This is a genomic window from Nitrosomonas sp. Nm58, assembly GCF_900107335.1.
Classification (GTDB): Bacteria; Pseudomonadota; Gammaproteobacteria; order Burkholderiales; family Nitrosomonadaceae; genus Nitrosomonas.
Map to the genome: position 1 here is coordinate 29,787 of NZ_FNPQ01000021.1, position 22,769 is coordinate 52,555.

Here is a 22,769-nt window from a genome sequence, read left to right on the forward strand (position 1 = left end):
TACTCTGCTAGCAGAGAATAATTTCTCGATAGCTCTTCTCCTAGATTGCCTATTAAACAATGTCTAATAATACATTTTCCCTAATTGGAGTCTATGGGGGAACATTTGATCCAGTGCATTTTGGACATTTAAGGATCGCAGAAGAACTCGTTGAAATTTTACAACTGGATGAAATGCGCTTTCTTCCTGCAGGCCGTCCACGCTTGCGTAATGAGCCTGTTGCTTCGCAATATCACCGTATGACCATGCTCCAAAGAGCAATTCATGACAATGGAAGATTTCTGCTAGATGATCGAGAAATCAGACGCTCTGGAGAGAGTCATAGTGTGGAATCACTTCGTGAATTAAGAGATGAATTCGCAGGAAAGAAAACAGCATTCTGTTTTATCATGGGGATAGATGCATTTTTGAAACTACCCAATTGGTATCTTTGGCGCGAGTTGTTTGAATTAAGTCATTTAGTAATCGTTAATCGTCCAGGCCATGTTTCTTTAGCAAGCCAGGCATGTCTGCCGCTAAAGTTAAAAGATGAATATCTAAGCCGTTGGGTAGGCGACGTGAGTATGTTAAGGTCTGCTCAATCTGGGTTTATTTTTACAACAGCGACAACACTACTGGATATTTCAGCAACAACTATCAGAACCTGTATTGCTGCTGGAAAAAGTGCGCGTTATTTGCTTCCTGATATTGTATTAAATTATATTGGCACACATCACGTCTACACGAGGAAAAATGAAAACGGATGAGCTGTTAAGGGTAATCACCGCTGCGTTGGAAGATTTAAAGGCGCAAGATATTCTGGTACTGGAAGCAGGGAAAATTACATCATTATTTGATTACATGATTATTGCCAGTGCAAACTCAACGCGCCAAACTAAAGCGTTAGCTAATCATGTACAAGAAAAAGTAAAAGCTGCAGGAGGTAAGGTCTATAGTATTGAAGGCGAACAAACTGGGGAATGGTTATTGGTAGATTTGGGTGATGTCGTGGTGCATATTATGCAGCCTACTATCCGTGAATACTATGATTTGGAATCGCTATGGGCAGAATCCAGTGCAGCTAAGGAAAAAAATTCCTTGATGTAAATAGAGTGATCTGAATAATGAAATTCCATATCCTAGCCGTAGGAAATAAAATGCCAGATTGGATAGTCGCTGGCTTTATGGAATATCACCAGCGCATGCCAAGAGAAATCCCGATCCATCTGATCGAGATTAAGCCAGAGAAACGAGGTGCTAAGCAAACCGAGCAATTATTATTTGCCGAGAGTGAGCGTATCCGAGCAGCATTACCGCCAAATTGCTACATTGTAGTTATGGATGAACAAGGTAAGCAATTCACCACAATTAAGTTGGCCGAAGCATTAGTTGACTGGATGAGAAATGGAAGGGATGTCGCATTTATTATTGGTAGTGCAGATGGGTTGCATCGTGATATCAAGAGTATGGCCAATGAGGTATTGGCACTTTCCAGACTAACGCTTCCTCATGGTTTAGCGCGCATATTATTGGCAGAACAACTGTATCGTGCCATATCAATTATCAGGCAACATCCTTACCATCGTGTATAACTTGCGGTGGATTATTAATAGGTTATGGGGAATTTGCTGCCGAGAAAGAGGTTGTTGAAAAATTTAAATTGAAATAAAACACTCATTTCACAGACTCAAAGCATTATGACACTTGCCGAAAATTATATATATCTGGCCTCTCGTAGTTCCCGTAGAAGAGAATTACTGAAACAAATTGGAGTAAAACATAGTGTGCTTCTTATGCGAGAAACCGTATCTCGGTCTGTCGATATTGATGAAACACCCTTTCCGAGCGAATCTCCAGCTGATTATGTTTATCGTATTACTCATGCTAAGGCGGAGGCAGGGTGGATGCGTCTGATTCAGCGCAAATTGCCATTATTTCCTATTTTAGTTGCTGATACGATCGTTGCATTGGATGGATGTATTTTCGGGAAGCCTAAGGATGCTGCTGAAGCCGAGAAGATGTTGTCAACACTCTCAGGTAGAACACATCAGGTTCTAACTGGTATTGCTTTAAGCTCACAGGGTGATGTCAAGCATCGTTTGTCAATTACTACAGTGCGATTTCGTGATATTGGCAAACGTGAGATTCGTGCTTGTGTTGCCAGTGGCGAGGCCTTTGATAAAGCAGGTGCTTATGCAATTCAGGGTATGGCGGCAGCCTTTATTATCGAGATTTTTGGTAGTTATAGTGGGGTCGTGGGGTTACCCTTGTTTGAGACAACTCAATTACTAGAGGAGTCTGGAATACAGGTATTTCCCTGAGAGTCAGGAAAAGAGATTGTACTATACCCCCTAAATGAGTAAAGAGATTCTTATCAATGTTACACCACAGGAAACACGTGTTGCTGTCATAGAGCAAGGTGTTGTGCAGGAGTTACATATAGAGCGAGAGAGCAGCCGGGGCATCGTTGGTAATATTTATAATGGCCGGGTTAGCCGAGTACTACCAGGCATGCAATCCGCTTTTATAGACATCGGTATGGAACGGGCAGCATTTCTCCATGTGGGAGATATCAAGGAGTTGAGCTCAAATGGTGAACAAGGCCGGCCTATTGAAAGATTATTGCACGAGGGAAGTAATATACTCGTTCAAGTGATTAAAGACGCAATTGGAACAAAGGGAGCAAGGCTTTCCACTCAAATCAGTATTGCTGGGCGAATGCTTGTCTATTTGCCACAGGAATCCCATATTGGTGTTTCCCAACGTATTGAAGATAATTTTGAACGTGAATTATTGCGTGAGAAATTACAACAAATTCTTCCCGCTGATGCAAAAGGAGGTTACATCATACGGACGATGGCCGAAGCGGCAAGCGAATTAGATCTATACGCAGACATAGAGTATCTGCACAAGCTTTGGCATGATATTCAGAATAAATCATTAACGGTTAGTTTTCCTGTTTTACTTTATCAGGATTTAGATCTGAGTCATCGGGTATTGCGTGATTTTGTCGACGATGATACTCATCGTATCCAGGTGGATTCACGAGAAACTTTTCTGAAAATGATTGCCTTTGCTCAAAACTATATGGGCAATGTTGCAGGGAGAATCGATCATTATACTGGGAAGCGTCCATTATTCGATTTATATAGTGTCGAAGAAGAAATTGAGCGATCGCTTGCGCGGCGGGTTGATCTGAAATCAGGTGGTTATGTCATTATTGATCAGACCGAGGCGCTAACTACCATGGATGTTAATACAGGCGGATTTATTGAGGTACGTAATTTTGATGACACTATATTTAAAACTAATTTAGAAGCAGCACAGGTCATAGCGCGGCAACTCCGCTTACGAAACTTGGGTGGCATTATCATCATCGATTTTATCGATATGGAGAATGAAGAGCATAGAAATGCTGTATTAGCAGAACTCAACAAAACTTTGATGAAGGATAGAACGCGTATGGCTGTCAATGGATTTTCTGCTTTAGGATTGGTAGAAATGACACGAAAGCGGACACGCGAGAGCCTTGCTCACATCCTATGTGAACCCTGCCCAACTTGTCAGGGGCGCGGACAAATCCGAACAGCGCAAACGGTTTGCTATGAAATCTTACGTGAATTGTTGCGAGAATCCCGACAATTTGATGCTAATGAATTCCGCATTCTTGCTTCGCAGCAAGTGATCGATTTATTTCTAGATGAAGAATCGCAGAGTCTTGCGCAGCTAGCTGATTTTATTGAAAAACCTATTAGCCTCCAGGTGGAAGCGTCTTATTCACAAGAGCAGTATGATGTTATTTTGATATAAAGCTAGAAACAAGTGTTAGATTGTCGGTAGCTTTCATCAGGCAACTACCGAGCAAAGGACAAGAAGTATAACTTCAAAGCCTCTGCCCAGTTTATAACCTAATTATGCGTAGCAGCGTAGCTGACGTGAGAATTTCTCCAGTACTTCGATCCCACTTTCTTCTGCGCGATGGCACCAATCTTCAAGCTGTTTGACAAGTTCGTCTTTGGAAGCAGTAGAACGTTGCCATATTGCAGCAAGTTCTTCACGCATCGTGTAGACTGTGTCAAGATTTTTGGTTTTACTTAAAACCAGATTCAGTTTGATGCGTTCATCTTCTTGTAAGGTTTTGGCATCTGCCAGTATCCACCGTTTCAATGTGTTTCCATCTATTCCATAATGGGTAGCGGCTTCTCGTAAATGTTCCACTTCCTTCTTGAGCATTGCTTTGAGAGACTGCGAATATTTTGCCAGCACTTCATAACGATGAGCAATAACTGCCTGAAGAGTATCGAAGTCACATTCAGTTTTGGTTTTGTTGATGTTAAGTTTGGGTGCGGTTTTCTTGACAGTTGCCAATCCCATCATTTCCAGAATGCGTATGTACATCCAGCCAATATCGAATTCGAACCATTTATTGGATAATCTGGCTGAAGTAGGGTAGGCGTGGTGGTTGTTGTGTAATTCTTCGCCTCCAACCAGGATGCCCCAAGGAACGATGTTACGACTGGCATCTTCTGCTTGAAAATTGCGATATCCCCAGAAGTGCCCAATACCATTGATAACACCTGCAGCAAACACAGGTGTCCAGAGCATTTGAATTGCCCATATGGTAATTCCAATAGGACCAAACAGAATGAAATGAATGATCAGTAATAGCCCAATGCCGGATGCGCTATATTTTGTGTAAACATTACGTTCTATCCAGTCATCTGGTGTACCGTGCCCATACCTTTCCATGGTTTCTTTGTTTTTTGCTTCTAACCGATAAAGTTCTGCTCCTTCAGTCAGCACTTTTTTAATACCAAAAATCTGAGGACTGTGTGGATCATCCAAAGTTTCACATTTTGCATGATGCTTGCGATGAATCGCAGTCCATTCTTTTGTAACCATACCGGTAGTCAACCATAGCCAGAAACGAAAGAAATGACTGGGGATAGGATGCAAATCCAATGCCCTGTGGGCCGAATGGCGATGCAAGTAAATTGTGATGCCGGCAATCGTGATATGGGTAATTACCAAAGTAACAATGATATATCCCCACCATGGTAGATCAATTAATCCTGATAGTGCTGAAACTATGTCCATATTAGTTTTATTCCTCCTTTAAAATCTAGCTATGTCTAATGATGCAATCTAAAGAGATGTATAAGGTTAGTCAAGAAATTTCGTGACATTTTTATTATAGGAATTTTCCAATTTTTTACTGGTTACCCTAAGTAGTAAATTATTCAAGAATACGCCACTTACCTGGATCAAGATCAGTCAGTGTGTATTTGCCAATAGCAATTCGGATCAATCGCAGCGTAGGAAGCCCGATTGCTGCCGTCATATGCCGTACCTGCCGATTTTTTCCTTCAGTAAGGGTAAGTTCTATCCAGGAGGTAGGAATATTTTTGCGAAAACGTATTGGTGGGGTTCGTGACCAAAGATGAGTCGGTTCACCCATTAAACGAATTTTTGCAGGTTGGGTTTTATAACCCTTCAATATTATTCCCTCACATAGCTGCTGAAGATCTGATTGATTGGGTGTACCTTCTACTTGCGCCCAATATATCTTGGGTTGCTTGAACCTTGGATTGCTGATTTTATGCTGTAGTTTTCCATCATCGGTGAGTAATACCAGCCCTTCGCTATCGATATCCAGTCTCCCGGCCGGGTAAAAATTAGGTATTGGAACAAAATCTTTTAATGATTGATATCCAATCTGGGGTGTAAACTGACAAATTACACCATAAGGTTTATTGAAAAGAATCAAGCGTGCCATGGCTCAATTCAAGAAAGAGAATGTGTTTGCTTTATGTTTATTTACACCATGTCCGGATTCATGACAGCGCGCAGGATAGTATTTTCAGTATCAGCGCTTTGCTTATAGCTAAACCACCAGATTGCTCCTTTTTTGATACCAAAGCTGGCGCGGCTGTTGCAGATCAATGAAGCAGCAATATTCCCCAAAGTGGGCTGGTGACCTACAACAAGTACCGCGCCATCAGTGTAAGGCCAGTTAGTAGCGGTGAGAATCATATCAACGGTTGCACTGGTTCCTACTTCCTGAATCGTTTCAAAATCATTACTGAGTGCCAGAGCAGTTTGCTGAGTACGCTTAGCAGGACTGACAATGATGCGTGCTTTCTTAGGTAATCTGGGTTTGAGCCACTGAGCCATATTATGAGCTTGCTTTAACCCTTTTTCAGTCAGTTTGCGTGCAGCATCGGGGAATCCATCCTCTGCTTCTGCATGGCGCCATAATATAAGCTCCAAAATGTTCTCCTTTAAGATAGATAATGGTTATCGCTAATCAATCAAATGATTTCCGCCCATAGATCATGCTCATCAGAATGCGTAACACGTACTTTTACTACATCACCCTGACCTAATGATTGACCGTTTTCCACATAGACTAGCCCATCGATTTCCGGTGCATCAGCATGACTGCGTGCAACTGCGCCTTGCTCATCGACCTCATCAACAAGCACTTGTAAGGTTTTACCCACTTTTTGTGCAAGGCGCTGAGCACTGATTTCTTCCTGTAACGCCATCAAGCGCGCTAAACGCGCTTGCTGCAATTCGGGATGAACGTGATTGGGTAAACTATTGGCAGCTGCACCTTCAACTGGTGAATACATGAACGCACCGACACGATCCAGTTGAGCGGTTTTAAGAAAATCTAGCAACTCCTCGAATTCTGCTTCGGTTTCACCCGGAAAGCCAACGATAAACGTACTCCGTAGCGTGATATCAGGGCAGATGGCGCGCCATTGCTGTATGCGAGTAAGCACGTCTTCGCTATCAGCGGGGCGTTTCATCAATTTCAGAATGCGCGCATTCGCATGCTGGAAGGGAATATCCAGATAGGGAACAATCTTATCCTCTGCCATTAGCGGGATGAGCTCATCAACATGCGGATAGGGGTAGACATAATGCAAGCGTACCCATACGCCCAATTCTCCCATTGCCTGCGCGAGCTCAGTAATGCGTGTTTTAACTGGCTTGCCCCCCCAGAAACCAGTTCGGTATTTCAGATCAACCCCATAGGCGCTCGTATCCTGGGAAATGACTAGCAATTCTTTAACGCCAGCCTCGACCAGGCTTTGCGCCTCCTGCATGACATCCCCGACAGGGCGGCTGACGAGATTGCCACGCATGCTGGGAATGATGCAAAAGGTGCACCGATGGTTACAGCCTTCAGAAATTTTTACATAGGCGTAATGATTGGGTGTCAGTCTTATTCCTTGAGGCGGCACCAGATCAACATAAGGGTCGTGCAGTTTGGGTAAATGCGTATGAATGGCTTCCATGACTTCATCGGTAGCTTGTGGGCCCGTGACCGACAGCACGTTGGGATGTGCCTGTTTCACGATATTTCCTTTTGCGCCAAGGCATCCGGTGACAATGACTTTGCCGTTTTCAGTGAGCGCTTCACCAATAGCATCGAGCGATTCGGCAATAGCGCTGTCGATAAAACCACAAGTGTTGACCACAACCAGATCTGAATCTTCGTAGTTGGGTGAAATAAGATAACCTTCCGCCCGCAGACGCGTCAGGATGCGCTCGGAATCAACGGTAGCCTTGGGGCAACCGAGTGAAACAAAGCCAACACGTGGGATTTTATTGCGCATATTCATTCTTTTTTTATTACTAAAGGTTCAGGAGTGATTAATTAAAGTTATTAAGGAAGCGAGATAATCAGGGGTAAATACTTACCTGCTATCTGCATCTTTCTGAGATTTGCTTACTATTTTAAAACAAATTTGTCGTTAAATAAGCTGATTTCAATTGGCGGGTTCTTTTAAAAGATGATCAGTAGACGATATCTATATTCACAAGTTCCTTAATAGTATGGCTATATCATCATTAATTGTTAGGAAGGGATGTCCAGTACAGTTGACAAGATACTCCGCAGGAATGAAGCATATGTTATATCACACAATTAATCACCGCCAGCCGAAGTAATGGCTTAGGCAGCGAGTTGCAATACCATGAAATCGGCGCATCCACACTTTAAGCTGGCTGTCATAGATATTGATCTTCTGGGCATGATAAACACCCGCGATTACTTAGTGACTTCTTACCAGGTTAACAGGGTGACAAATAATACCTAACTTTTTCATTGCATGCATTTAAACGCTAAGAACTTGCCGTATGGCTAGCAATGCTGGGTGGTCCCACTTTTAGCTTACTTACTTAATATTTAGAGGGGGGAGCTATTTTGAGGTAACTGGCTTAAAAGGCAGGATAGCAATCGGTTGATAGTCGACTGACAGGATATCGAGTTTTTCGATACCCGAAGGGGTGCGCAGGGTGACGCTGTCGCCTTCACGCGCAGAAATCAGCGCACGCGCTACTGGAGAGATCCAACTGATATAACCTCTCAAGGGGTCGATTTCATCGATTCCGACAATGGAAACAGTTTTTTCATGGCTGTTTTGATCAGCGTAGCAGACAGTAGCACCAAAAAAGATGCGTGAAGAATCTTCGCGTGGCGCGGTCGGGTCGACAATTTCGGCCATATCCAGCCGCTTGGATAGAAAACGCAGTCGTTTGTCTATCTCACGTAGCCGTTTCTTGCCGTAGAGGTAATCGCCATTTTCGGAGCGATCGCCATTGCCAGCAGCCCATGCAACCGTTGCGGTGACATCAGGCCGTTCCTTATTGAGCAGCCATAGATATTCTTCTGTCAGGCGAGCATGGCCGCCTGGGGTAATATAGTTTTTGCTGCCCGTGGGTAGTGGCGAAACAGATGCTTCTTCATCAATTTCGTCCGTTGTATCGGTTTCTTTTACAAACGCTTTGCTCATGTATGCTCTGCTTTACTTCAAATGACTATTTGTAGCGGAATTCAGCAGACATGGCATGGGCCTGCAGTCCTTCACCCCTGGCCAGGGTAGAGGCGATGGCGCCGAGGGTAGAGGCACCCTGCGGGGATACCTGGATCAGGCTGGTGCGTTTCTGAAAATCGTAAACACCCAAGGGCGAAGAAAACCGTGCTGTACCAGAAGTCGGCAGTACGTGATTCGGTCCGGCGCAATAGTCTCCCAATGCTTCACAAGTATGATGCCCCATGAAAATTGCACCCGCATGTTTCAGTTTACCGACCCATTGCTCTGGCTGGTCCACTGATAATTCCAGATGTTCCGGGGCGATTCGGTTAGCGATTATGCATGCTTCCTCCAAATCGCGTACTTTAATCAAGGCGCCGCGTCCTTCTAGTGAAGCGCGGATAACTTCTTTTCTCGGCATGATTTCAAGCTGTCGAGTAATGCTTGCAGCAACTGCATCAAGAAAGCCTTGATCCGGACAAAGCAAAATGGATTGCGCTTGTTCATCGTGCTCAGCTTGCGAAAATAGATCCATGGCGATCCAATCTGGATTAACCTTTCCATCACAAATCACCAGGATTTCTGAAGGACCCGCGACCATATCGATGCCAACCAGCCCGAAAACAAAGCGTTTGGCAGCTGCGACATAAGCATTTCCAGGTCCAACGATTTTATCGACTTTGGGTATGGTCACCGTGCCATACGCCAGTGCACCAATTGCCTGAGCGCCGCCTATCGTAAAAACGCGGTCTACTCCGGAGATAGCCGCTGCTGCAAGCACCAAATCGTTTTTTTCACCACGAGGAGTCGGGACTACCATGATCAGCTCGTTAACACCTGCTACTTTGGCCGGGATGGCATTCATCAGAACGGAGGACGGGTAGGAGGCTTTTCCACCAGGCACATACAATCCTACGCGATCCAGCGCAGTGATTTTTTGCCCAAGTAATGTGCCATCCGGTTCGGTATATTGCCAGGATTGAGACAATTGTCTCTCATGGTATGCGCGTATCCGCCGTGCAGCTTGTTCTAACGCTTCTCTTTCGTTAGATGGCAGTTGTTGCAGCGATCGCTGCCAGTCACTTTGAGGTAATTCAATTTCTGCAATCGAATAGACCTCTAAATGATCGAAGCGACGGGTATAGTCAAGTAATGCGTCATCTCCACGTCTTTTGATATCAGCCAGAATGTGGATCACTGTCTCGTTAACGGTTTCATCCTGGGTGCTTTCGAAAGCCAATAAGGCGCTCAGTGCTTCATCAAAGTTGGCGTCGGTGGAAGACAATCGGTTAAGCTTTATCATAGGGCTTGAATAATGGTTGCACGGTTTGAGTATAGTGATACTTGAGCCTATTTAATCTACTTTAATTGCAGATCGAAATGCTTCAAGGAGTGGCTGAATTGCCTCGCGTTTTAGTTTTAGTGCTGCTTGATTAATAATCAATTGCGCTGAAATGGGCATGATTTCCTCAACAGCTTTCAAGTGATTGGCTTTCAGGGTATTACCGCTCGAAACGAGATCGACAATCGCGTCAGCCAGACCAACCAGCGGCGCAAGCTCCATTGAACCATACAATTTGATGAGATCGACATGCATCCCTTTCTCAGCAAAATGATCACGCGCAGTTTTTAAATATTTGGTGGCGACCCGTAGCCGGGCGCCTTGAAAAACAGCTGATTCGTAATCGAAATCCTTAGGTGCAGCAACCATCATGCGGCAGCAGGCAATCTGCAAATCAAGCGGCTGATAAAGACCCGCGCCGCCATACTCCAGCAAGACATCTTTACCAGCTACACCCAGATCGGCTGCGCCATACTGCACGTAAGTCGGAACATCTGAGGCGCGCACCATGATGATACGCACCTGTGGGTTATTGGTTGCGATGATTAATTTACGTGAGGTTTCAGGATCATCCTGTGCGATGATCCCGGCTGCTTTCAGAAAAGGGACCGTATCCTCGAAAATACGACCCTTCGAAAGCGCAATGGTGATATGCGTCATAAATCCGGCAAATTAACTCAGGTTTGCAGCGGCGAATTCCCAATTGATCAATTTATCAAGAATCGTATTGACATAATCAGGTCGTCGATTCTGATAGTCCAGATAATAGGCATGTTCCCAAACATCAATGGTTAACAACGGTCTGATGTTTTTTGTAAGTGGAGAATCAGCATTACTGGTTTTGGCGATGGCGAGTTTATCTCCTTCCTGCACCAGCCAGGCCCAACCGCTGCCAAATTGTGTTACGGCTGCATTAGCAAACTCCTTTTTACAGGCGTCTACACTGCCAAATGAAGCTTCGATTTTTTGTTTCAAAGCCGCGGGAGGTTCACCACCACCCTTGGGACTGAGGCTATGCCAGTAAAACATATGATTCCAGACTTGTGCAGCATTATTGAAAATACCTGTTTTATCTGCTTGACCAGCCGTAGCGGTGATGATTTTTTCCAGTGATTGTCCTGCAAATACAGTATCTGCAACGAGTTTGTTTAAATTATCCACGTATGCCTTGTGATGCTTGCCATAGTGGAAGCTCAGGGTATGAGCAGAGATGACCGGTTCCAATGCATTATCTGCATAGGGCAGGGGGGCCAGCACGTAAGTGCTGCCAGATTGTGCAGTTTGAGAAAAATTTTCCAGATTATTGCTCATTTTTCTTCCTTTAAAAATAAAATTGAATAAAGAAGTCATTAGCGTATGAATAATGATTGATTAAGAAAAAATATTATCCGAAGTCACAATAAATTACTCGGTGTTATTTTTTGCTTCAGTACTAAATGTTACTTGATTGTACCCGGCAAGCCGAGCAGCTTCCATGATTGTTATGACAGATTGGTGAGTAGCTTTTGCATCTGCATTGATAATGATAACTGGATTTTTCTCATCCTTGGCAGCAGCTTGTAATTCGTCACGTAATCCTTCAATGCTGGAAAAGGTTATCGGCACTAGGTTAATGGTGTAGCTGCCTGCTGCACTCACTGTAACATCGATGGTATTGGATTGTTTGATATTTTTGTCAATTTCTGTGGCGGTTGCTTCTGGTAGCGTAATCTCGAGCTCGGCAAATTTTGAGTATGTCGTGGTAATCACCAGAAAAATCAGGATGACCAGTAGTACATCGATCATGGGGACAAGATTGATCTCTGGTTCTTCTTTTTTTTGACCGCGTTGAAAATTCATAGGGTTGTTTATTGCCAGTTAATGCATTTCATACAGGTGAGGTTACCACAAGACACGGCGTAAACTGTTAAAACATCCGGCTTGAAAACCAAATTCTAGTTTATTATTACCGCTTTCGTCATCTTCAATGATTTTTTAATACATTATTCCGTTCTGAATGGATAATCCATTAGTAAGTGTTGTCATGGGCAGTAGCAGTGACTGGAGTGTCATGCAACATGCTGTCCAGGTTCTCAAGGATTTTAATATTTCACACGAAACCTTGATCGTTTCAGCGCATCGCACGCCGGATCGCATGTTTGAATTTGCCGAAACAGCAATAAAACGTGGCGTACAGTGCATTATTGCAGGGGCGGGAGGCGCTGCGCATTTACCTGGCATGATCGCCGCCAAAACGACCTTGCCGGTACTCGGTGTGCCGGTGACTTCCAAGCAGCTGCAAGGCGTCGATTCGCTTCTTTCCATTGTTCAAATGCCCAAAGGTGTTCCAGTTGCTACTTTTGCCATTGGGGAAGCGGGCGCAGCTAATGCTGGACTCTTTGCAGTTGCATTGTTGGCGATCGGTAACAGAGCACTTGCGGAGCACCTCGAATCATTTCGTGCAGCTCAAGCCGCTTCAGTTGCTGCTATGACATTGCCTGAATCATGAGCAGCATTATGCCAGGTGCGATGCTTGGCCTGCTGGGCGGAGGACAGCTTGGACGCATGTTTACCATGGCCGCTCAGAGCATGGGTTATCGCGTCACTGTTTTGGATCCTTCTGAGGACAGCCCTGCTGGCAATATTGCAGAGCGACATTTGTGCGCGGATTACCATGATCCTGATGCTTTGCGCGAATTGAGCGCTACCTGCGCAGGGGTGACCACAGAATTTGAGAATGTGCCTGCTGAGGCGCTGCAGTTTCTGGAGCAACATTGCGTTGTAAGTCCTCATGCACGGAGTGTTTCCATTGCACAAAACCGTATGCTGGAAAAACAGTTTTTGGCAGCAAATGGTTTCTCTGTTGCTCCGTTTATGGTTATCCGCAATAGCGATGATTTGTCGGGTGAGATCAACGCAGCATTTTTTCCTGGTATCCTTAAGGTCAGCCAGTTTGGCTATGATGGCAAAGGGCAGGTGAGAATAGATGCTCCCCATGAACTGATGGATGCCTTCGCAAGCCTACAACAACAGCCTTGTGTGCTGGAACAGTTATTGCCACTTGCTTGTGAGATTTCCGTGATCGTTGCACGTGGCTTTGATGACGAGATCAGTCTGTTTCCGGTAGCAGAAAATCACCATTCGCAAGGTATTCTCGATATGAGTATCATTCCTGCGAGGATACCGGAAGAGATTGCCCAACAAGCCAGAAAAATGGCCACAGAGGTAGCGGCCAAGCTTGATTACCGCGGCGTGCTCTGTATCGAGTTCTTTGTACTTGCCGATGGCCGGTTACTCATCAATGAAATTGCACCTCGCCCGCACAACAGTGGTCACTATACGCTCGATGCCTGCATCACTTCCCAATTTGAGCAGCAAGTGCGCATTCTGTGCCGATTGCCGCAGGGCGATACGGCGCTGCTCACACCCGCCGTGATGGTGAATTTACTGGGAGACCTGTGGCGATCGAGAGAGCTTGATTGGCGCAAGGTGTTACGTAATCCTGCTGCCAAGCTGCATTTGTACGGTAAGCGAGAGGCGAGATCAGGCAGGAAAATGGGACATTTCACTGTTCTTGCCGAAACGATTGAACAGGCTTTGCGGCAAGCTGAGGCCATCAAGGCGTCATTAAGAAATGACTGACTTAATCTTTTCCTGAAATTTAATCAGAATCTACATTCCATGAGCGATTCAATGGCCTTATTTGAAACCCACATAAAAACCCTGCCTTTGCTGCACCGCGGCAAAGTGCGCGATATTTATGCCGTCGATCAAGATAAATTATTAATTGTCCAGACAGATCGCCTATCAGCATTCGATGTGGTGCTGCCAACAGCGGTGCCAGGAAAAGGCAAGGTGCTGACGCAATTATCTAATTTCTGGTTTGAGAAACTAAACCACATCCTGCCCAATCATTTGACGGGTATTCTGCCTGAGTCAGTGGTGTCACAGGAAGAGCGCGCGCAGGTGGTCGATCGTGCCTTTGTCGTCAAACGACTCAAGCCTTTGCCGATAGAAGCGATCGTGCGAGGTTATATTGTAGGCTCGGGCTGGAAGGATTATCAGCGAACAGGCGCTATCAGTGGCATTACGCTGCCTCGGGGTTTGCAGGAAGCGGAAAAATTACCTGCTGGTGCCATTTTTACGCCTTCAACCAAGGCGATGGCGGGTGAACATGATGAAAACATTTCGTTTGACGAATGCGAACAATTGCTGGGGCAAACGCTGGCTGCAGAAGTGCGCAGCAAAGCCATCGCACTGTATACTGAGGCCGCCGATTATGCTGCGACTCGAGGCGTGATCATCGCCGATACCAAATTCGAATTTGGTCAAGATCATGCAGGCAATCTCTATTTGATCGATGAAGTATTGACGCCAGATTCATCACGTTTCTGGCCGTCTGATCAGTATCAGCCCGGAAAAAATCCACCGAGCTACGATAAACAGTTTGTTCGTGATTGGCTGGAGCAACTTAAGTGGAACAAACAACCGCCTGCGCCCGTTATTCCGAATGACATTCTCGCGCAAACGGTGAAACGATATCATGAAGCATTACGCCGGTTGACTGAAAGCCTGTAAATTTATTTTTATTGAAAAAGGTTGAGCAGCATTTTAGTCCCCAGGAAATAAAGCAGTATCACAAATATTTTTCTGAGCGTCGCCGATTGCATGCTATGCGTAACTCTGGCGCCCAGTGGAGCAGTGAGCATGCTCGCTATGGCAATCCAGCCAAGTGCGGGTAGATAAATATAGCCCAAGCTAGAGTCGGGTAGGGATTGTGCTTGTAACATGCCATTGATGATATAACCAAGCGTACCTGCTACTGCAATCGGAAAACCCACTGCAGCAGCCGTTCCAATCGCATATTGAAGCTTGACATTGCACATGGAAAGGAACGGTACAGTCAATAATCCCCCTCCTATCGCGACTAAGCTGGATAGCGCGCCTATCAGGCTGCCCACTGCAATCATCCCAACTTTGCCAGGCAAGACGTGACTGGAAGTAGGCCTAATTTTTAGCCACATCTGGGTTGCGGCATAATAAATGAAGATAACGAAGATAATGCCCAATGCCTGGGTAGACAGTGATCCGGCAAGCGTGGAGCCAACCAGCGTCCCCAGAATAATGCCTGGAGAAAGATACTTGACGATCCACCAGTTAACTGCACCATGCGCATGATGCATGCGCAGACTGGCAAGCGAAGTGAAAACAATGGTCGCCATGGTAGTGCCTAGCGCGAGATGCAGAATGCGCTCAGGCGGAAAATCCTGTGCTGTAAAGATAAAAGTAAGTGCCGGCACCATGACCAGGCCACCGCCAATTCCCAGCAGGCCGGCGAGAAAACCGATCGTCCCTCCTAGCAATAGATAAACCAGCCACCATTCCATGCCGTTCAACCCAGTTCTTTAGCCTGAGCTTTTAATGATAAAAATAACATCGATGTGAGTAATGAAAATAACAACTTTATAAGATACTCACAATAAATGCCCATTCTGCCGGGTCGACCGGCGTAATCGATAAGCGGTTGCCTTTTTGCAGGATTCTCATGTTGGCGAGTTCAGAATAGCTTCTCAATTCCTTGATGGAAATCAGGCGGGTTTTTTGGGCGAGTGTGACCTCAACATTAAACCATCGTGGACTTTCTGGTGTAGCCTTGGGATCGTAGTATTTGCTTTGGGGATCGAATTGTGTGGCATCGGGATAAGCAAGCTTGGAAACTGTCGTGATGCCAACAATGCCGGGTTCGGCGCAACTGGAATGATAGAAAAACGCCTGATCGCCAATCTGCATTTGATTACGCATAAAATTGCGCGCTTGATAATTTCTTATCCCATCCCAGGCAACGGTCTGTCCGGGTCTTGCAGCCAGATCATCGATGCTGACTTCTGTTGGCTCTGATTTCATTAGCCAGTAACGCATATATACTCCATCTTATTCCTAATTAGTTTCATTTGTCTCATTATTGCTTGATTTTTTGGTAATACATTGTCTCGATTATTCCGGTGTTGCCCATATAGAATCCCACCCATATTCCCCCCAAAGATCCCACCCAAGGAGAGTCCATGGGGAAATTATCTACTGTGAGTTGTGAGACCATGAAGCCTGATCCAGAACGCGATCGCTTATTAGGTGATGGCGATGCACTGTTTCTACGAATAAGGCCACACGGAACCAAAACATGGATAATCGAATATGAATTTCAGGGAAAGCGAAAAAAATACACTATAGGGAGGTATTCTCGCCGGTCAGCACCAAGTGAAAGTATATCCGATTGGCTAAAGCATGGTCAGCAAACACTAACCCAGGCTCGATCTATCGCCGGATGCTGGAAAGCTGTTAGGGGCGAACTGGGCACGATCCGGTTGCAGAATGGGAGGCGGTATTAGCTGAGGAGCGAGAAATTGCAGCACGAAGCAAGCGGCTTTGGAAGCTGAGGCTGCATTGCCGATATTCAACGAAGCTGTCGAGTTATTCATGAAGAAGATCATAACAGGAAAAAAGAGTGCTCCCTCGACTTGTTATCGACTTAACCGGTTGGCCGACATCATAGGTGACAAGAAAATCTGCGATGTGACACACTGCGCATGGCGACGGTTTCATTGAAATCCAGTCAGTCTGCACTGGGTGCCTATTATAGGAGATTATGTGGCAGGGCTCGACAAGGCAAAGGCAATCACAGCGACAGCGCACAAACTGGCGCGCTTGATCTACACGATGCTAACGAAAGGAACCGAGTACGTCGATAAGGGGCAGGATGACTTTGATGAGCGATACCGTCAACGCCTGTTGCATCATCTGACAGTACGCACTCGGAAGCTGGGGTTTAATCTTACTCCCGTTATTACTGAGACCGTTTAATATTTTCAGCAAAACCAATGTGTTAGTTTTGCTTCTTGAAAGGACGTGCCGCTGACTCAATCAGGGTGGCATCAATCACCGCACCCGTCATACCCTTGACCATCAAGCCGTGTGATTGAATCTGCTCATTGATAGAGGCCAGAAGACCAGCCAGCCTGTCGTTGATCACCAGGCGGTTACGGAACCGGCACAGGGTGGTTTCGTCCGGTATCGCATCTGACAAGGACAAACCGCGAAAATGTAAAAAATCAATCCACACGCACAGCGCTTGCTCCAACGCAGCATCCGACAAACTATGCCACTGACCAAGCAGGATCGCGTTGAACATCAATAGCGCGTCAAACGGCTCCTGTCCTCCACCATTCGATAGCTCGCGCTTGGAACGCTCAACATGAAGGCCATAACGCTGTTGGTATGCTTCAACTTGATCTTTTAGGTCATGGTCTTCATGTTGAGCGTTCCAGTGAAGCTTATCAACATGCGCCAGCCCTTCGCCTGTCAGACTCACGCTTATTTTGGCGCCAAATTCTGCTGTCTTGCCTTGCTTGCCCCTGATAATTGGCCGAATATACGGTTGACTGATGCTGACGATGCGGTCATTGCAGCGTCTGGTATTGGTTTTGTACATTTCATATTGCTGATGGTACAGATGCGGCAATGCCCAATAGCGACGCAGCAACCAATTGGGTAACGGTAGGAGTGTACCATGCGGGTATTCCGTTAACATCTCTTCAATATGACCTAAACTCCGACGCAGAAACTGCAATTGCTTCCTGATCCCAGCGCGGCGTTTTTTGTTTGAGAGGCGCTTAAGCTTGACCAAGCTGAGATAGGCTGATCAGGCAAGCTCGCGATAGGTACGTGGCTTCTTTTTCTGTAGTCGATTGCTTTTTGCATGGAGTTCATCAATGATACGTTCACTCAATTCACGCGCTTCATTCAACAGCCCAAGGTCCGTTGGAAAACGTATCGCCTGTTCTGCAACGGTAGCGTCAAGTATCAATTTGCCGTGATTGCGCGGAGATTCATCTGCCAAAGATTGCTCTGCAGTAATCATTGCAGCATTGTCACTGCAATCAGCTTCGCTGCGATTCAATGCAGCATCACCACCTTCATTATCATCGTCAGCTTTTACAGGCTTCTTTGCCCTGCTATACTCAACTGCTTCAATAATCGCTTGATGAAATTCATCAAATACCGTTTGCCCCATACGCTTACGTACCTCGACCAGTAGTGAGGGTGCGAAGGCTGCTTTCGATTGAAATCCTTTCAGGCCAATAAAATATTGCAGGTAAGGATTCTCCCGGATCTGTTCAACAGACTTTTCATCCGAAATCGATAATTTATGCTTGATAATGACTGCGCCAATCACGATACGCGCATCTTTCGCTGGACGGCCTAACGTTGGAGATAGCGTCTTATAGTAGCTCTCGGCCAATTCGTCCCATGGAATGCAATCACTCAGCTTTACCCAGCGATTTTCGGGATCAAGAATTATGTCGGGTGGTGTATCAAACCCTCCGAGCATGAGTTGTTTTTGACTTTTATAGCGAATCATGGTGCACAGTTTTTGGTGTCATTTCACTTATTTACGCGCACTATTTTACCAAAAAATTAAACATATCATAAATATAATCAGTTATTTATACTTTTTGAGTAAGCTCTACTTATGGATTTTCCTGTACAGAAACCTCCATATCCCAACGCTATTTTTTAGCTTGTAAGGTAAATACATCAACTAAACGGAATTTGGGTGGCTTCGTAGAAAGATTCTCAACCGGCGTATCGATACCAATAACATAACCAGTTAGGGTATCTTCGGTTAGCTTAAAGCGGATCATGTGTCGGTAATTTTCAGAACGCGCACCTCCGCCGGCTTCATTATTGTGACCATTAAACGCCAACGATACCGCTAAATACCAGCCAAACCAAATACAACTGAACAACCCACCTAACACAAAAACTGCTAGCAAACGCCAGCTATCTACAGCAACGGGTCCACCCCATGCTGCTGCCAAAAGTACAACTACACCAACGATACCCCATGCGGCAAATAACCAATTACCAATTTTGCTCTGGTCCTCCTTTGACAAGTCCTTCACCAAGCGTTCACGGGTAAATACATAACCAGCAACCAAGGTAACTGCAACAGTGATAAGGGAAATAACCAACAAATTTGTCCAACTGGCATACAAAGCCAAACAGACGGGTACAACTACTTGCAATATAGAGTGCCAAAGGCCAATTGCAGCAAACTTAGCCTTCTCAGCAGTATTCGAACTCAGCTTGCCACCACCAAAGAAAGCAAGGGCAACTAAGCCTATCGTTGCCAATGACCAAATGACGGCTACCAACAGATCGAAACTCATAATTGATGACTTATAAACGCCATAATGCAAAAAACCAAATCCGGCATAAACGGTACCGATTATTCCCAATACCCATAAAGGCATTAAATCTTTCAAGGTTTCCCGATGGAGCTTGGAACGATCGATCAAAATATCGCTATAACGGCGACTTAGGCTAAAAATTAGCACTGCCGCAATAAAATACAAATCAATTAGCAATCCTGCTAGAAATGGCAGTGGATAAAGTTCTATGTGCCAATAAATTAAAGCTATTAGGAAAATAAACGCAAATACAATTGGTGCTATAAACTTCAGAATGCTACGAGACCACCCCTCCTTAGCATCACTATATTTATATAATTTAAAAACATCAGGTGTTCGCATCCACCAATAAGCCAAAAACCCAACTAGCAGTAAAATGTAAATAAGATCGAACAAATACCACCCTAAAAAGGGCTCAGTATTTTGCGCACTAGTGGAAGTGTCGAGAGCCAATCTAATACGTGCCAATAAATCCTGGTTTTCTATAGTTGGTCTTAGATTATCAGGAATAAGCTCGAACAAAGACCAAGTACTTTGTGGAATAGTCACGGCAAAGTAAGTGATCAAGCTAATGATAGCTCCCGCCAACCAAATATACCCGCCGTGAAAAATATTCCACGGATTAAGGATTTTCTGGGTAATTTCGATATGAGAATCTTTACGATTTGGATAGAGTGACTGTTTTTCGATTTCCGCCACATCAGTATGGCTAGGATGCAAAAATGCGCCTCCACCACCGGCGACAACGGAAGCATAATTACTGGACATACTATTATTTGGTGTAGTGCCCCAATAGCGTTCGTAGTGGTGGATGTTACCGGATATATCTAAGCGACATTTGTCAGGGTTCAGTTTGCCACCATTTAAGAAACTGGGTTCTAAACCTAATCGCTCAAATGTTTTTGTGATTTGGTCGTCTTTTGTAGCAGGCTTGCCAAATACGGTGCTCGGTTCAGGTGTCGCAATAATAAGTTTGTTGGGAGCAGAATCTTTAAGCGTTTGTAAAACCTCGTCTTTCTTGTTCTCATCGAATAATGTGCCGTCTTTTACTAGCTTTGGATAAAAACCAGACACAAAAAAGGCCTGCTGGCGCTTGTCCATTTTGCCTTCTTGTGAATCAAGCCCCCATAGCTGCCATCCGAATGGCAAATGTAAAGCAACATAACTTGCTGTTTGGGTGCGCTTAAAGCCGTATAAACCAAGCTGCGGATCTTTGAGATCATCAAGCTTACATGAGGGATCAGTGGTATCGTCTGTGATCGGATGACAGAACTGCCGGTTAAAGCCATCCAGAGCATCATAATAATCATGATTAGCTGGTATGCCATAAATGGGGCGCTGGTCAACCACCCTGGAAATACTGATATCCTGATAAGCCCAATTAAAAGGGATCTGAAAGCGCTCTCTCAAAGAGGCTATGTCTGCGATATGATAGGCCGTATCGCCACCCACAAATAAGAATTCACCGCGCGGCAAGCGCTGCTCAAATCCATTATCTGGTATTAATGAGACCTGATCTTGACCGGGGGTATTTATATTTTTAATCCAAACATCGCTCATGCATAGGTAGGCTATATTATAGACAGCCCGCATACCGTCACCGGTATCGGCAATATAATCAAACCAATATGACTCTTGATCGCCGTTATTGCAGCGTGGTGGTGTAATAGTTTTGGCATACATCCAATCTCTAGGATCTTGTTTGTCGCCCATAAATATATAAGCAGTTATATACTTAAGACCTGCTAAAAGCTCCCTCCCCATCAACCAGCTGACAGGCCGCTTGAAATCTCGCTTTTCAGCTGCCGATGACCTATTCAAAACAGCTGAAATTTTTTCCTTGAACTTTTTATTATCCATTGGCAAAACCTCATTTATTTAAAAATTGACCATGCCTAGCTTTGGTTATCTGTGAATGAGTCGATCTATAGTTATAGTACATTGTACTCGTTCAACTTTACTCCTTTAGACATTCAGCATCCAAGAATCTGCGATTAAGGCAGAAGTAAAGTAGCGATACGAGGCGTAAAAAATATTCGCAAAATGAGCAAAATTACTTGACAGAAGGAAAGGTTGCGCGGTTGCCACCCTGCATACGCGGGTTTTTGGCGTACGCAGGGTGGCGACCAATGAAGGAAGCTTTTACTCCTCATTTGATGCTCTATGTCCTACGCTCAAACTGCCCGTCTTCGCCTGTCAAGCTGGATTACCCATTTACTCACCGCCGTGCCGTTGCGCGCTCGTGCCACTTTTGTTGAATTGCTGTGTGGCTGTCTGATTTCTCCAGAAGGTTGGGTGACCCGCGCGATCAGCGCCATTACCAGAGGCCGTCACTGGACGACCTATATGATGAACAAGCCCGTCCGGCTACTGTTCGATGCCCCTGGTTCATGCGGGCGCGTCTGGTATTGCCGCTGCTGTCGCGCAAGATGCCGATCATCGGTCAAGCACGGTGCGATACCGCATTATTCCTGCCACCAGACGGTGTACCCAAGTCTGGACGCGGACGACCCAAAACCTATGGGATCAAAATGACGCCCGAGGCAATCCGGAATTTGCCGGTAACCGAAGTCAAGCTGACACTATATGGCAAGGAGCAGTTGGTTCGTCTGCGCACCGTGGTGGCAATGGCGCGTTTTCTCAAAGGGACGCTGGTGCGCGCGGTATGGTGCGAATTCTACGATACGGACAAACAGCATTGGTCAAAAGTACGTTTGCTATTGGCAACCGAAACGGATTTGCGTGCCAAGGAGATACTGCATTTGTATGCACGCCGCTGGGGCATCGAGCCCTTGTTTCACAACCTGAAGCGGTGGTGGGGCGTGAACAATTTGTGGCAGCAGAAACGCACTGTGCTGGAGTTATGGATGCAGATTCGCTCGACAGCGTGGACGCTGGTTCAGCTATTGAGCCTGATCGTGGAAGAAGCTTTTCCTGTCGAGGTCGTAGCGCCATGGCGCAACAAACAACCCCTGACCGGCGGTTTGGTGGCGCAGTGGCTGCGCATGGAATTTTACTTTACTTGTTTTCAGGGACGGCTTCAGCCAGAAATCCTCGATATTCACTTGCCCAGAACAGCGTGGCGACCCAAGACTGCGAGTGTAGCATCGCTGTCACCAGCAAATAATATCAATCTCACTCGTTTCATTCCCAGCTTGTGTCACCGCTCAGGCGACGCAAGGGTGGTGGGTGAATGTCTAAAGTAGAGTGTGGGTTAGATAGCTGCACACAACGTATCAGGAAAATATGGTTTTATGACCTGGTTTAATGAATCCGGACATTCCAGTTAAGAGAAAATAGCTTAACTGGAGGAAGTAATGGTAACGAGGAAGCAATATACAAAGGAATACAAATTAGATGCGATCAGTCTGGTATTGGATCAGGGCCATACGA

General features: G+C 45.4%; 26 protein-coding genes and 2 pseudogenes. 12 read left to right on the forward strand and 16 right to left on the reverse strand.

What is annotated here, in order from left to right:
* The first annotated feature begins 59 nt into the window (after window positions 1-59).
* From nadD to rng, 5 genes are all read left to right on the forward strand, one after another.
* Complete coding sequence (gene nadD, locus BLW34_RS09410; RefSeq protein ID WP_090578687.1) at window positions 60-746, forward strand: nicotinate-nucleotide adenylyltransferase; 687 nt, start codon at window positions 60-62, stop codon at window positions 744-746.
* Window positions 733-1,086: a ribosome silencing factor gene (rsfS, locus tag BLW34_RS09415; RefSeq protein ID WP_090578690.1), complete on the forward strand. Its 354-nt coding sequence runs from the start codon at window positions 733-735 to the stop codon at window positions 1,084-1,086. Before nadD ends, rsfS begins: the two co-directional genes overlap by 14 nt.
* Window positions 1,087-1,103: 17 nt before the next feature.
* The gene (gene rlmH, locus BLW34_RS09420; RefSeq protein WP_090578693.1) at window positions 1,104-1,571 is read left to right on the forward strand and encodes a 23S rRNA (pseudouridine(1915)-N(3))-methyltransferase RlmH; all 468 of its coding nucleotides are present in this window, start codon (window positions 1,104-1,106) and stop codon (window positions 1,569-1,571) included.
* 105 nt (window positions 1,572-1,676) lie between these two features.
* Window positions 1,677-2,300: a Maf family protein gene (locus tag BLW34_RS09425; RefSeq protein WP_090578696.1), complete on the forward strand. Its 624-nt coding sequence runs from the start codon at window positions 1,677-1,679 to the stop codon at window positions 2,298-2,300.
* Window positions 2,301-2,334: 34 nt separating this feature from the next.
* Window positions 2,335-3,789, forward strand: coding sequence for a ribonuclease G (gene rng / locus BLW34_RS09430; RefSeq protein ID WP_090578699.1), 1,455 nt, complete (start codon window positions 2,335-2,337; stop codon window positions 3,787-3,789).
* Window positions 3,790-3,891: 102 nt separating this feature from the next.
* Here rng and BLW34_RS09435 read toward each other — a convergent pair whose 3' ends face one another.
* The 10 genes and pseudogenes from BLW34_RS09435 to BLW34_RS09475 all read right to left on the reverse strand — a co-directional run bounded on the left by BLW34_RS09435 (window position 3,892) and on the right by BLW34_RS09475 (window position 11,988).
* Entirely contained in the window at window positions 3,892-5,076 is a 1,185-nt protein-coding gene (locus BLW34_RS09435; protein WP_090578702.1) for a DesA family fatty acid desaturase, read from the reverse strand.
* Between the two features lie 139 nt (window positions 5,077-5,215).
* Window positions 5,216-5,755 carry a pseudouridine synthase gene (locus tag BLW34_RS09440; protein WP_090578705.1) on the reverse strand — a complete coding sequence of 180 codons (540 nt, stop codon included), beginning with the start codon at window positions 5,753-5,755 and terminating at the stop codon, window positions 5,216-5,218.
* A gap of 41 nt (window positions 5,756-5,796) precedes the next feature.
* Window positions 5,797-6,249, reverse strand: coding sequence for a SixA phosphatase family protein (locus tag BLW34_RS09445; RefSeq protein ID WP_090578708.1), 453 nt, complete (start codon window positions 6,247-6,249; stop codon window positions 5,797-5,799).
* 41 nt (window positions 6,250-6,290) lie between these two features.
* Complete coding sequence (gene rimO, locus BLW34_RS09450; protein WP_090578711.1) at window positions 6,291-7,607, reverse strand: 30S ribosomal protein S12 methylthiotransferase RimO; 1,317 nt, start codon at window positions 7,605-7,607, stop codon at window positions 6,291-6,293.
* A 318-nt stretch (window positions 7,608-7,925) separates the two neighbouring features.
* Window positions 7,926-8,021 (reverse strand): annotated as a pseudogene (locus tag BLW34_RS16925) (IS1595 family transposase); the annotation flags it as partial.
* A gap of 171 nt (window positions 8,022-8,192) precedes the next feature.
* Window positions 8,193-8,786: a transcription elongation factor GreB gene (gene greB / locus BLW34_RS09455; protein ID WP_090578714.1), complete on the reverse strand. Its 594-nt coding sequence runs from the start codon at window positions 8,784-8,786 to the stop codon at window positions 8,193-8,195.
* A gap of 25 nt (window positions 8,787-8,811) precedes the next feature.
* A complete protein-coding gene (hisD, locus tag BLW34_RS09460) occupies window positions 8,812-10,110 on the reverse strand; it encodes a histidinol dehydrogenase (RefSeq protein ID WP_090578716.1) in 1,299 nt (432 codons plus the stop codon).
* Between the two features lie 51 nt (window positions 10,111-10,161).
* Entirely contained in the window at window positions 10,162-10,809 is a 648-nt protein-coding gene (gene hisG, locus BLW34_RS09465) for an ATP phosphoribosyltransferase (RefSeq protein WP_090578719.1), read from the reverse strand.
* A gap of 12 nt (window positions 10,810-10,821) precedes the next feature.
* Complete coding sequence (locus tag BLW34_RS09470; protein WP_090578722.1) at window positions 10,822-11,460, reverse strand: superoxide dismutase; 639 nt, start codon at window positions 11,458-11,460, stop codon at window positions 10,822-10,824.
* A gap of 93 nt (window positions 11,461-11,553) precedes the next feature.
* Complete coding sequence (locus tag BLW34_RS09475) at window positions 11,554-11,988, reverse strand: ExbD/TolR family protein (RefSeq protein ID WP_090578725.1); 435 nt, start codon at window positions 11,986-11,988, stop codon at window positions 11,554-11,556.
* Window positions 11,989-12,145: 157 nt separating this feature from the next.
* On the opposite strand from BLW34_RS09475, the gene purE reads away from it, so the two are divergent.
* From purE to BLW34_RS09490, 3 genes are read left to right on the forward strand one after another with little or no spacing between them, the layout of a single operon-like run.
* Complete coding sequence (gene purE, locus BLW34_RS09480; protein WP_090578728.1) at window positions 12,146-12,637, forward strand: 5-(carboxyamino)imidazole ribonucleotide mutase; 492 nt, start codon at window positions 12,146-12,148, stop codon at window positions 12,635-12,637.
* Entirely contained in the window at window positions 12,634-13,770 is a 1,137-nt protein-coding gene (locus tag BLW34_RS09485) for a 5-(carboxyamino)imidazole ribonucleotide synthase (protein WP_090578732.1), read from the forward strand. The genes purE and BLW34_RS09485 overlap by 4 nt, the downstream gene beginning before the upstream one ends.
* A gap of 39 nt (window positions 13,771-13,809) precedes the next feature.
* Window positions 13,810-14,706, forward strand: a complete 897-nt coding sequence (locus tag BLW34_RS09490) for a phosphoribosylaminoimidazolesuccinocarboxamide synthase (protein ID WP_090542708.1) — start codon at window positions 13,810-13,812, stop codon at window positions 14,704-14,706.
* Between the two features lie 8 nt (window positions 14,707-14,714).
* Here BLW34_RS09490 and BLW34_RS09495 read toward each other — a convergent pair whose 3' ends face one another.
* Window positions 14,715-15,515 (reverse strand): sulfite exporter TauE/SafE family protein, encoded by an 801-nt coding sequence (locus BLW34_RS09495; RefSeq protein WP_090578735.1) that lies wholly within the window; start codon window positions 15,513-15,515, stop codon window positions 14,715-14,717.
* 76 nt (window positions 15,516-15,591) lie between these two features.
* Entirely contained in the window at window positions 15,592-16,047 is a 456-nt protein-coding gene (locus BLW34_RS09500; RefSeq protein ID WP_090578739.1) for an EVE domain-containing protein, read from the reverse strand.
* 176 nt (window positions 16,048-16,223) lie between these two features.
* Between BLW34_RS09500 and BLW34_RS17395 the strand changes: the two are divergent.
* Window positions 16,224-16,388: pseudogene (locus BLW34_RS17395) on the forward strand (Arm DNA-binding domain-containing protein); the annotation flags it as partial.
* A 36-nt stretch (window positions 16,389-16,424) separates the two neighbouring features.
* Here BLW34_RS17395 and BLW34_RS16120 read toward each other — a convergent pair.
* Complete coding sequence (locus BLW34_RS16120; protein ID WP_177166002.1) at window positions 16,425-16,604, reverse strand: hypothetical protein; 180 nt, start codon at window positions 16,602-16,604, stop codon at window positions 16,425-16,427.
* Between BLW34_RS16120 and BLW34_RS17400 the strand changes: the two genes are divergently transcribed.
* Together BLW34_RS17400 and BLW34_RS09510 are read left to right on the forward strand one after the other, a co-directional pair.
* On the forward strand, window positions 16,552-16,731 hold the full coding sequence (locus tag BLW34_RS17400) for a hypothetical protein (RefSeq protein WP_143037901.1): 180 nt from the start codon (window positions 16,552-16,554) through the stop codon (window positions 16,729-16,731). The two genes, BLW34_RS16120 and BLW34_RS17400, sit on opposite strands and share 53 nt — an antisense overlap.
* A 42-nt stretch (window positions 16,732-16,773) precedes the next feature.
* A complete protein-coding gene (locus BLW34_RS09510) occupies window positions 16,774-16,986 on the forward strand; it encodes a hypothetical protein (RefSeq protein ID WP_177166005.1) in 213 nt (70 codons plus the stop codon).
* Window positions 16,987-17,008: 22 nt separating this feature from the next.
* Here the strand turns inward: BLW34_RS09510 and BLW34_RS16930 are convergent, their stop codons facing one another.
* The 3 genes from BLW34_RS16930 to BLW34_RS09525 form a co-directional block, all read right to left on the reverse strand.
* The gene (locus BLW34_RS16930; RefSeq protein WP_256203722.1) at window positions 17,009-17,809 is read right to left on the reverse strand and encodes a transposase; all 801 of its coding nucleotides are present in this window, start codon (window positions 17,807-17,809) and stop codon (window positions 17,009-17,011) included.
* 15 nt (window positions 17,810-17,824) lie between these two features.
* On the reverse strand, window positions 17,825-18,544 hold the full coding sequence (locus tag BLW34_RS16935; protein ID WP_256203723.1) for a transposase: 720 nt from the start codon (window positions 18,542-18,544) through the stop codon (window positions 17,825-17,827).
* 148 nt (window positions 18,545-18,692) lie between these two features.
* Complete coding sequence (locus tag BLW34_RS09525) at window positions 18,693-21,236, reverse strand: hypothetical protein (RefSeq protein WP_090578745.1); 2,544 nt, start codon at window positions 21,234-21,236, stop codon at window positions 18,693-18,695.
* Window positions 21,237-21,640: 404 nt separating this feature from the next.
* On the opposite strand from BLW34_RS09525, the gene BLW34_RS09530 reads away from it, so the two are divergent.
* Complete coding sequence (locus BLW34_RS09530) at window positions 21,641-22,582, forward strand: IS701 family transposase (protein ID WP_143037902.1); 942 nt, start codon at window positions 21,641-21,643, stop codon at window positions 22,580-22,582.
* The last annotated feature ends 187 nt before the right edge of the window (window positions 22,583-22,769 follow it).

Bases quoted from the DNA above. Each gene is read 5' to 3' on its own strand.
- nadD (WP_090578687.1), top strand. From the start codon at position 60: ATGTCTAATAATACATTTTCCCTAATTGGAGTCTATGGGGGAACATTT.
- rsfS (WP_090578690.1), top strand. From the start codon at position 733: ATGAAAACGGATGAGCTGTTAAGGGTAATCACCGCTGCGTTGGAAGAT.
- rlmH (WP_090578693.1), top strand. From the start codon at position 1,104: ATGAAATTCCATATCCTAGCCGTAGGAAATAAAATGCCAGATTGGATA.
- BLW34_RS09425 (WP_090578696.1), top strand. From the start codon at position 1,677: ATGACACTTGCCGAAAATTATATATATCTGGCCTCTCGTAGTTCCCGT.
- rng (WP_090578699.1), top strand. From the start codon at position 2,335: ATGAGTAAAGAGATTCTTATCAATGTTACACCACAGGAAACACGTGTT.
- BLW34_RS09435 (WP_090578702.1), bottom strand. From the start codon at position 5,076: ATGGACATAGTTTCAGCACTATCAGGATTAATTGATCTACCATGGTGG.
- BLW34_RS09440 (WP_090578705.1), bottom strand. From the start codon at position 5,755: ATGGCACGCTTGATTCTTTTCAATAAACCTTATGGTGTAATTTGTCAG.
- rimO (WP_090578711.1), bottom strand. From the start codon at position 7,607: ATGCGCAATAAAATCCCACGTGTTGGCTTTGTTTCACTCGGTTGCCCC.
- greB (WP_090578714.1), bottom strand. From the start codon at position 8,786: ATGAGCAAAGCGTTTGTAAAAGAAACCGATACAACGGACGAAATTGAT.
- hisD (WP_090578716.1), bottom strand. From the start codon at position 10,110: ATGATAAAGCTTAACCGATTGTCTTCCACCGACGCCAACTTTGATGAA.
- hisG (WP_090578719.1), bottom strand. From the start codon at position 10,809: ATGACGCATATCACCATTGCGCTTTCGAAGGGTCGTATTTTCGAGGAT.
- BLW34_RS09470 (WP_090578722.1), bottom strand. From the start codon at position 11,460: ATGAGCAATAATCTGGAAAATTTTTCTCAAACTGCACAATCTGGCAGC.
- BLW34_RS09475 (WP_090578725.1), bottom strand. From the start codon at position 11,988: ATGAATTTTCAACGCGGTCAAAAAAAAGAAGAACCAGAGATCAATCTT.
- purE (WP_090578728.1), top strand. From the start codon at position 12,146: ATGGATAATCCATTAGTAAGTGTTGTCATGGGCAGTAGCAGTGACTGG.
- BLW34_RS09485 (WP_090578732.1), top strand. From the start codon at position 12,634: ATGAGCAGCATTATGCCAGGTGCGATGCTTGGCCTGCTGGGCGGAGGA.
- BLW34_RS09490 (WP_090542708.1), top strand. From the start codon at position 13,810: ATGAGCGATTCAATGGCCTTATTTGAAACCCACATAAAAACCCTGCCT.
- BLW34_RS09495 (WP_090578735.1), bottom strand. From the start codon at position 15,515: ATGGAATGGTGGCTGGTTTATCTATTGCTAGGAGGGACGATCGGTTTT.
- BLW34_RS09500 (WP_090578739.1), bottom strand. From the start codon at position 16,047: ATGCGTTACTGGCTAATGAAATCAGAGCCAACAGAAGTCAGCATCGAT.
- BLW34_RS16120 (WP_177166002.1), bottom strand. From the start codon at position 16,604: ATGAATAACTCGACAGCTTCGTTGAATATCGGCAATGCAGCCTCAGCT.
- BLW34_RS16935 (WP_256203723.1), bottom strand. From the start codon at position 18,544: ATGATTCGCTATAAAAGTCAAAAACAACTCATGCTCGGAGGGTTTGAT.
- BLW34_RS09525 (WP_090578745.1), bottom strand. From the start codon at position 21,236: ATGGATAATAAAAAGTTCAAGGAAAAAATTTCAGCTGTTTTGAATAGG.